This is a genomic window from Nocardioides sp. (assembly GCF_036374615.1).
GTDB lineage: Bacteria > Actinomycetota > Actinomycetes > Propionibacteriales > Nocardioidaceae > Nocardioides.
Genome location: NZ_DASUTK010000194.1, coordinates 1 through 8,197, shown reverse-complemented (window position 1 = coordinate 8,197; position 8,197 = coordinate 1). Strand labels below are relative to the sequence as shown.

9 protein-coding genes and 1 pseudogene are annotated in these 8,197 nt (G+C 70.7%); 3 read left to right on the top strand and 7 right to left on the bottom strand.

Going from position 1 to position 8,197, the window contains the following annotated elements:
- The 5 genes from VFZ39_RS15035 to VFZ39_RS15015 form a co-directional block, all read right to left on the bottom strand.
- On the bottom strand, window positions 1-456 hold a 456-nt coding region (locus VFZ39_RS15035; RefSeq protein ID WP_330866589.1), incomplete at its 3' end, for a phosphatase PAP2 family protein.
- Between the two features lie 66 nt (window positions 457-522).
- Window positions 523-1,236, bottom strand: a complete 714-nt coding sequence (gene lexA / locus VFZ39_RS15030; RefSeq protein ID WP_330866588.1) for a transcriptional repressor LexA — start codon at window positions 1,234-1,236, stop codon at window positions 523-525.
- 58 nt (window positions 1,237-1,294) lie between these two features.
- Entirely contained in the window at window positions 1,295-1,897 is a 603-nt protein-coding gene (locus VFZ39_RS15025; RefSeq protein WP_330866587.1) for a response regulator transcription factor, read from the bottom strand.
- Window positions 1,894-3,855: a sensor histidine kinase gene (locus tag VFZ39_RS15020; protein WP_330866586.1), complete on the bottom strand. Its 1,962-nt coding sequence runs from the start codon at window positions 3,853-3,855 to the stop codon at window positions 1,894-1,896. The genes VFZ39_RS15025 and VFZ39_RS15020 overlap by 4 nt, the downstream gene beginning before the upstream one ends.
- Window positions 3,856-3,869: 14 nt before the next feature.
- Window positions 3,870-4,577, bottom strand: coding sequence for a hypothetical protein (locus VFZ39_RS15015; RefSeq protein ID WP_330866585.1), 708 nt, complete (start codon window positions 4,575-4,577; stop codon window positions 3,870-3,872).
- Window positions 4,578-4,837: 260 nt separating this feature from the next.
- Here VFZ39_RS15015 and VFZ39_RS15010 point away from each other — a divergent pair, with 260 nt between their 5' ends.
- Entirely contained in the window at window positions 4,838-5,176 is a 339-nt protein-coding gene (locus VFZ39_RS15010; protein WP_330866584.1) for a LysM peptidoglycan-binding domain-containing protein, read from the top strand.
- Window positions 5,177-5,348: 172 nt separating this feature from the next.
- Here the strand turns inward: VFZ39_RS15010 and VFZ39_RS15005 are convergent, their stop codons facing one another.
- Both VFZ39_RS15005 and VFZ39_RS15000 read right to left on the bottom strand, forming a co-directional pair.
- The gene (locus VFZ39_RS15005; RefSeq protein ID WP_330866583.1) at window positions 5,349-6,293 is read right to left on the bottom strand and encodes a type IV toxin-antitoxin system AbiEi family antitoxin domain-containing protein; all 945 of its coding nucleotides are present in this window, start codon (window positions 6,291-6,293) and stop codon (window positions 5,349-5,351) included.
- 57 nt (window positions 6,294-6,350) lie between these two features.
- Window positions 6,351-6,674 (bottom strand): hypothetical protein, encoded by a 324-nt coding sequence (locus VFZ39_RS15000; protein WP_330866582.1) that lies wholly within the window; start codon window positions 6,672-6,674, stop codon window positions 6,351-6,353.
- A 342-nt stretch (window positions 6,675-7,016) separates the two neighbouring features.
- Between VFZ39_RS15000 and nrdR the strand changes: the two genes are divergently transcribed.
- Both nrdR and VFZ39_RS14990 read left to right on the top strand, forming a co-directional pair.
- A complete protein-coding gene (gene nrdR, locus VFZ39_RS14995; RefSeq protein ID WP_330866581.1) occupies window positions 7,017-7,505 on the top strand; it encodes a transcriptional regulator NrdR in 489 nt (162 codons plus the stop codon).
- 111 nt (window positions 7,506-7,616) lie between these two features.
- Window positions 7,617-8,197 (top strand): annotated as a pseudogene (locus tag VFZ39_RS14990) (vitamin B12-dependent ribonucleotide reductase); the annotation flags it as partial.

Here is an 8,197-nt window from a genome sequence, read left to right as displayed (position 1 = left end):
GCCGCCGAGCCCGCGCGGCGCCGAGGCGTCACCACCCCACCACCCGGACGCGGAGTGGAGCTGCAGCACGTCGATGTAGTCGGGGAGCAGCCGGGGCGGCGCCATCGGCACCAGCAGGTAGAGCACCAGACCGAGCACGGTGGCGACCGCGAGGGCCTGCCGGGCCGGCTGGTAGGCCTCCCACCCGCGACGGTAGAGCCAGACCAGCACCACCGCCGTGACGATGTAGTGCAGCGTCGCGTACCAGTAGCTCGCCACCAGCCCCATCGCGTCCTGCGTCGCGAACCAGACGTTCAGCGTCTGCTCGACGTCGAGCAGCAGCCAGCGCTCGACTGCCACCAGATCGCGGGCCCGCTCGGCGGCGGGCGCGAAGGCGTCGTCGGCGAAGAGCCGTGACGCCGAGTACGCGACGTACAGCAGGACCAGCAGCGCAAACTCACGAAACCCCCGTTTCATGAGCGGGACTATACTGGGTATGGCCCCGAGACGCCTCCGGATTAGCCCCGAGTCGTCCCCTGAGATTCAGACGCGCCGCAAGACGGCGGTCACCTTCCCGAGGATGGTGGCGTGAGTGCCGTCGATCGGCTCGTAGGCGTCGTTGTGGGGGAGCAGCCAGACCTTCCCGTCCTTGCGCTGGAACGTCTTGACCGTCGCCTCGCCCTCGATCATGGCCGCCACGATCTCGCCGTTGTCGGCCGTCGGCTGCTGCCGGATCACGACGTAGTCGCCGTTGCAGATCGCAGCGTCGACCATCGAGTCGCCGGAGACCTCGAGCAGGAAGAGCGTGCCGTCGCCGACCAGCTGCTTGGGCAGCGGGAAGACGTCCTCGATCCGCTCCTCGGCCAGGATCGGCCCACCGGCCGCGATCCGGCCGACCACCGGGACGTACGACGCGGCCGGTGCTGCGTCGCCGACGCCGGTCTCGTCGAAGGAGGTCTCCTCGGCGCTGCCGAGGCTGCGGCGGGCCGCCATCACCTCGGGGAGGAAGACCTCGAGGGCCCGCGGCCGCTTGGGGTCGCGCTTGAGATAGCCCTTCTCCTCGAGCGTCTTCAGCTGGTGGGCCACGCTGCTGGAGCTGGTCAGCCCCACGGCGCTCCCGATCTCGCGCATGCTCGGCGGGTAGCCCCGCTTCTCGATCGAGTCCTTGATCGTGGCCAGCACCTTCTGCTGGCGCGGGGTCAGACCCGTCGCGTCGGCCGGCCCGTCGGGCAGCTCGGAGACCTTCTTCTCAGCCATGGCAGGAGGGTGTCACGACCGCTCGAGGATTTCAAACACCTGTTCGAACCGCGTGTCGTCAGTCGAGCCCCCGTACGCGGAGTACCGCCTGGGTCCGATCGCGGACCTGAAGCTTGGTCAGCACGTTCGAGACGTGGTTCTGCACCGTCTTGAGGCTGAGGTCGAGATCTCGTGCGATCTCGGGGTTGCTCATGCCCTGCGCCAGCAGTGCGAGCACCTCCGACTCGCGACGCGTGAGGCCGTGACCCGCGGGGCGGTCGACGAGTGTGGCCGCCACGCCGGGCCCGACGACGGCTCCTCCCGCGGCGACCGTGCGGATCGCGGCGAGCACCTCGTCCTGGCCCGCCTCCTTGAGGAGGTAGCCGCGTGCGCCGACCCGGAGCGCGGCGACCACGCTGTTGTCGTCGGCGACCATCGTCAGCACCAGCACCGCGACGTCCGGGGCGGCGGTGACGATCCGCCGGGTGGCCTCGAGCCCGGGCGTGCGGGGCAGGTTGAGATCCATCAGCACCACGTCGGGCCGCAGCTCGAGCGTCCGCGCGACGGCGGCCTCCCCGTCCCCCGCCTGACCGACGACGGTGATGTCGGGAACGGTCTCCAGGAGCCCGGTCAGCCCGGTCCGGAAGAGTGGGTGGTCGTCGACCACCAGGACGCGGATCACCGGACCGACTCGGTTCGTACCGGGAGTCGGATCGTGACGGTGGTGCCGTGGCCGCGGCTGAGGATCTCCACCTGCCCGCCGATCTCGTGCGCCCGCTCGCGCATGCTCGTCATCCCCAGCCCCGCGGCCGGCTCCGCCCCGCCTCTGCCGTCGTCGGCGACGGAGATCACCAGCGTGCCGTCGTCCAGCGATCCCGCGACGCGACAGCTCGTCGCCGAGGCGTGCCGCACCACGTTGGTCAGGGCCTCCTGCGTCACGCGGTACGCCGCGACCTCGACCGCCGCCGGCAGCGGGGGACGACCCGCGGGCAGCTCGAGCTCGAGCGCTAGCCCGGAACGGTCTCTGAGCTCGCGGCCGAGCTCGGCCACCGCACCGAAGAGTCCCAGGTCGTCGATGACCGGCGGGCGCAGGCCTTCCACGATCCGTCGCACCTCGGTCACGGTCTCGCGCAGGCCCGCGCGCAGCTGCTCGATCCGGTCGCCGGGGTCGGCGCCGGCGGCGAGGAGGTTCTGCACGGCGTCGACCTGGAGCCCGAGGCCCGCGAGCGACGGGCCGAGTCCGTCGTGGAGGTCGCGGCGGAGGCGGCGCCGCTCCTGCTCGCGTCCGAGGACGAGCTGCTCGCGGGCCCGGTGGAGCGAGTCGACCACGGCCGTCGTGTGCACGGCAGCGCCGATCTGGTGGGCCAGGTCGACGAGCAGCTCACGGTCGGCCGGTCGCAGCGGTCGCCCGGCCCACTGCAGGGTGCCGACCTCGGCGCCGTACGCCATCAGGGGGAGTCGTTCGGTCACGGCCGCGTCAGCGCCCGATGCAGCCAGCTGGCGGCCGTCGGCGTCCTGGATCTCGACGTGGTCGAGCCCCAGGCCGTGGACGAGCTCGTCGGTGAGCGCCGCCAGGAGCGCCCGGCCGTCGGCGGCGTCGGCCAACCGGCGACCGGTGTCGGCCAGCACCTCAGCCGGCGTCGACCACCGGCCGTAGGTCACCCGGGTGACGCCGCGCTGGAGCGAGTCACGCATCGGCGCGAACGCGACGGCCACGACCCCGGCTGCCGCCCACGGCAGCCAAGGGGCTCCCCGGTCGCGCAGCATCACACCGACCCCGCCGACGATGAGTGCGTAGACGCACGCGAGCACGGCCGAGAGCGCGAGGTAGGTCAGGGTGCGTCGGGCCACCTGCTGCACGTCGTACAGGCGGCGCTGGAACATCGCGACGCCCACGGCGACCGGGACCGGCAGCGCCGCGAGTGCGAACATCCACGGCCGGACCCACGACGTCGAGGCGATCGGGAGCACCAGCAGCGGCAGCGCGAAGGCGACGCCGAAGCCGACGATCTGCTGGCGCACCAGCTCGCCCCCGGTCCGCCACCGGCGGATCAGGGCGTGGACAGCCACGACCAGCGCCACGAACGAGGCGGCGAGTGAGCCGACCGCCAGCAGGTCCGCGGCGAACTGCCAGCTCTCGGACACCCCCAGCGGGTTGTCGACCCCAGCCAGTCTCTCCTCCAACGGCTCGGGCGCGACGAGCGAGGCCAGCGTGAAGGCGGCGATACTGCCGGCGACCAGCCGGACCGACCACCGGGTCGGTGCCCGCCCGGTCGGGAAGACCAGCGGAAGTGCGAGGACCAGCAGCAGCCAACCGAGGCCGCGACCGGCGGAGCCGATCACACCGAGGAGGGCGTACCCCGACGAGTCCGGGTCGCGCGCGAGCCCGGTGACCGCGGCCGCAAGCAGAGCCTCGCCGAGACCCCAGGCGGCGCTGCCCGCCAGCATCAACCACCCGACCGGATGGGCCGGGCGACCGAGCTCGACGGCGACGCCGACGAGCGCGTAGGTCGCGACGACGACGACGATCGCCACGTCGTCGGCGAGCGGGCGACCTGTGTCTGCCGCCGCCGCGACCACCGCGCTGGTGATCGCGAGGACAGCCAGCAGCGAAGCCGCGCACAGCCTGGTCGCCCGCATCGCCTCACCTCGGGTCAAGCGTGCCCGATGACGACGTCCCGCGGGTGTGAACCGACGGGGTTCGTCCGCGCGTCCGAGGTGTCGTCCTTGTGGCGCAGCATCAGGACGCCGACGCCCACGAACCACACCATGAAGACGAGGGTGCCCCAGTCCTGAGCCCCGAGGCCGGCGAGCGGGGTCGAGGCCAGCAGTGCCAGCCCCGTCGCCACCCCGAACCAGCCGAACCAGCGGGCGTGGACCCGGTCGGCGAGTGCCGCCACCGCGAAGCCGAGCGTGCTCCCGCCGAGCAGCAGCAGGCTGAGGAAGTAGCCGAAGATCCTCACGTTGTTGAGCGCGAAGGCGGCCTCGAGGTCCAGGCCGTGCTGGGCGCCGTACATCGCTGCGGCCCCGGGCGGGAAGCCGACCGCGAACGTGACCGTGACGTAGGCGAGGCCGCAGAGCAGGCCGGTCTGGGCGGCCCACGCCCCGGCCTCGGAGCGCCGCCCGAGGACCCGGCCCAGGAAGACCAGCGCCGGGACCATCAGCAGGAAGCCGAAGGACTCCAGCACGCCACCGGTGAAGACCCGGGTGATGTCACCGTTGACGTAGGCGTCGGTGATGCCCTGCAGCCCGTCCGAGAAGAGTGGGCCCTGCTGCAGGAACAGGCCGACCGGGATCAGGGCGACATGGGCGATGCAGAGCGCTCCGGCGAGTTGCCAGAGGCGACGAGGTACGACGGTCATGGGTCCTCCTGGGTGTCGGTGATGGTGCTCCGAGCGTGTGGCCACCGCGGCTCGGGCGCCTCGGGCCGCTTCCCGGGCGACCCGGGAAGTTCTCCCGAGGACGCTTGACCGGTTCGAACACGTGCTCTAATCTCGTACACATGTTCGATCGAACGTCTGCTCGACCGACTGCTACCACGGGGGTTGTCAGTGGTCGTCGGCAGGCTTTCGGTCGAACGCACTGACCACCAGGCTGACCGCCGCTTCCCCAGGAGGTCCCGATGAGCACGATGACCCTTTCCGCCCCGATCGCCCGGCCCACCTCGACGGTGCGCCTGACCCGCCGTGGCCGGCTGGTCGTCTTCGCCGCCGGCCTGCTGGCGATCCTGGCGCTGGGCGTGTTCTGGGGCACCGGCTCGGTCGCCTCCGGTGAGCGGGGCCAGGCCGAGCGCACCCTCGTCGTCCAGGTCCAGCCCGGCGACACCCTCTACGACCTCGCCGCTCGTCTCACCACCGACGGCGATGTCAACGCGATGGTGGAGCAGATCGAGGACCTCAACCGACTCGACTCCTCCTTCCTGTACGCCGGCCAGAAGCTGCGCGTCCCCACCGGCGGCTGAGCCGCCCCACACACCTCCGTCGCCCGCCTCGACCCCGGGCGACGGTGAGCCGGGGAAGACAAGGGGCGGGCCACGCGCTGGCCCGCCCCTTGCGGTTGTTCAGGGTTTGTGACCCGGGGCAGATGCGGGCCCGGTTCCCGGCTACGCGGTGGGTTGGTGTCAAATACTGACGTCAATCCACCGCGTAAGCGCACTCCGGACACGTCTTCACGGGGCCGGACCAGCCGCGCGCATGGAGCAGGCGCCCGATGCGGTGAGCAGTGGCGCACGGCCGCGCGAACACCTGCCCCCACCCCAGCCGCACGCTGAACAAGCCGTCCACGGCAGCGTCGAGATCCCGATCGAGGTCGTGGTCGCGGGCGCCGGCGTTGTCGTGGAAGAGTCGACCGTCGAGCTCGACGACCAGGCGCTGAGCTCGATACTCGACGTCCCGGTACACCGGCCCGCGAGCCGATGCCCTCACCTGCCGTCGAGGAACGGCGAGGCCGTGGGGCCGCTCGACCCGCGTGAGGTAGCCATGCTCCAGGACTGAGCAGGTGCCCTGCGCGAGGTCGTCAAGCACTCCCTCCAGGAACGAGCGCCGCGCGACCCGGGTGCGACCAGCGATGGCGGTCAACAGCCGATCCGTGGTCGTACGACGTGACTGTAGGGCGTCCGCGAGCACCTCTATCGCGGCGAAATCGCTCTTCGACCTGGCCGCCACGTCCACCAGCGCCTCCTCGATCCGGACTCTGGGCGGTGAGCAGTTCCACTGCACGCGGTCGGCGAAGCCAAGCATCCGGTGTAGCGAGACCCCCGCCGGTGCGGCGACGTTGCGATTCCGCTCGACGGCCACGTGGATCAGTCGCTCGTCGGCTCGCCGTCCGGGGCCGTCGGCGGCCCTGATGGCCGAGGAGTGGCTGAGTGCGGCCGGAGCGAGCGCGAGCGTGGCAGCCCACGCGCGCTGCAACCAGGTGAGTTGTCCGGTGTGGTTGACGTAGACGCCGCGATGCACGACGGTCAGCTCGCGCCGCCTGACCAGGCGCCTGATGTCGTAGGAGGTCAGACCTCGCTCCATCGCCTGGCTGCGCGTGACGACGCCGACCTGAAGCTCGAGCAGGTCCGCTAACACCTCCACGGGAAGTCTCTGCCCGCGGGTAGGGCCAGTGAACCCTGGTGACGACGCGGCTGTGGATTACCGAGCCGCTCGGCGGCCTCCGATGGCTCGCGGCTGGTCGGGCGCGGAGCTCGTCGGTTTGGTGATCCCGAGGACGCGCATGATCCGGGCCACCAGCATCAGCCCGATGAACAGGCAGGCGACGGCACCGAAGCCGGCCAGGCCGAGGAAGAGCCAAGCGCCGGAGGAGCCGGCCCGGGCCTGGACTCCGAAATCGATCGCTGCTCGCACCAGGTAGCCCCAGGCCACGACGCCTGCGGTGACGCCGAGCGCCAGCGCGAGCACGGTGGGTCGAAAGCGCGCCTTCGGCTTGGCGGCTACTCGCTTCCCCCGGGACGTCACGAGGGTCATTCTCCCCGATGTGTCCAGCCCGCGATCTCGACCCTCTCGCACACCGCGACACGCCGTCTCGAGACCCGGCGCACCGGCTCTGACCTGCGCAGATGCACTCGCCGCCGATCTCCCTCGAACTGTTTGCGGCATTCTCTTGCGCCGCCCCCGCCGGAGACGTACGGTTACCACTACATCTAGTAGTTACAACGGTGTGGTTTTCCACATCTAGTTCACACGAACCAGGTGCGTGACTCACATCACGGCGTGACTACTCCACAGGAAACGCCGCTCGATCCACAGGAATCACCCCTCGTCGGAGGGTGTTCTAGTCATGCCGGAAGGAGGCTTGCGATGCACTGCCCGTACTGCCGCCACAGCGACACCCGGGTCGTCGACTCGCGGGTCGCCGAGGACGGCGGGTCCATCCGGCGGCGGCGTACCTGTGCCTCCGAGGCGTGCGGCAAGCGCTTCACCACCGTGGAGCTGATGCAGCTGACGGTGCTCAAGCGGTCCGGCGCCACCGAGCCCTTCACCCGCGAGAAGGCCGTCGCCGGCGTCCGCAAGGCGTGCAAGGGCCGGCCCGTGTCCGAGGACGACTTGGCCTGCCTCGGACAGGCGGTTGAGGACGCGCTGCGGTTGGCCGGACACGCGGAGGTGCCCGCCCACGAGGTCGGGCTCGCGATCCTCGGCCCGCTCCGCGAGCTCGACGAGGTCGCCTACCTCCGGTTCGCGTCGGTCTACCGCGGCTTCGAGTCCGCAGCCGACTTCGAGGCCGAGATCCAGATGCTCCGGCTCGAGGCGGAGCAGCCACCTCAGCCCCAGTCGATGCCGACGGGCTGACCCAGACTGGCCCGGCGTGCGTAGTGGGGAAGCTGCGTGCGCCGGGCCACACCAAACGCGAGCAAGAGAAGTACCAGGCAGCAGTACCACCAGAGAACAGGGGAGACTCGGATGACGGAGACCGTGAGCGGCTCAGCCAAGGGCGGAGTCAAGGGCGCAGGCGTGGAGATCAAGCGGATCTTCAGCACCGAGGGCGTGCACCCGTACGACGAGATCACGTGGGAGCGCCGCGACGTCGTGCAGACCAACTGGAAGACCGGCGAGACCGTCTTCGAGCAGCGCGGTGTCGAGTTCCCTGACTTCTGGAGCGTCAACGCCTCCACGATCGTCACCACCAAGTACTTCCGCGGCGCCGTCGGCACCGAGGCCCGCGAGCAGAGCCTGCGGCAGCTGATCGACCGGGTCGTCAAGACCTACCGGGCGGCCGGCGAGGAGCACGGCTACTTCACGACCCCGGCCGACGCCGAGCTGTTCGAGCACGAGCTGACCTGGCTGCTCGTGCACCAGTACTTCTCGTTCAACTCCCCCGTCTGGTTCAACGTCGGCACGAAGAGCCCGCAGCAGGTCTCCGCGTGCTTCATCCTCTCCGTCGACGACTCCATGGACTCGATCCTGAACTGGTACAAGGAGGAGGGCTTCATCTTCAAGGGCGGCTCCGGCGCCGGCCTGAACCTCTCCCGCATCCGCTCCGC

Bases quoted from the DNA above. Each gene is read 5' to 3' on its own strand.
- nrdR (WP_330866581.1), top strand. From the start codon at position 7,017: ATGCACTGCCCGTACTGCCGCCACAGCGACACCCGGGTCGTCGACTCG.
- VFZ39_RS15015 (WP_330866585.1), bottom strand. From the start codon at position 4,577: ATGACCGTCGTACCTCGTCGCCTCTGGCAACTCGCCGGAGCGCTCTGC.
- VFZ39_RS15020 (WP_330866586.1), bottom strand. From the start codon at position 3,855: ATGCGGGCGACCAGGCTGTGCGCGGCTTCGCTGCTGGCTGTCCTCGCG.
- VFZ39_RS15010 (WP_330866584.1), top strand. From the start codon at position 4,838: ATGAGCACGATGACCCTTTCCGCCCCGATCGCCCGGCCCACCTCGACG.
- lexA (WP_330866588.1), bottom strand. From the start codon at position 1,236: ATGGCTGAGAAGAAGGTCTCCGAGCTGCCCGACGGGCCGGCCGACGCG.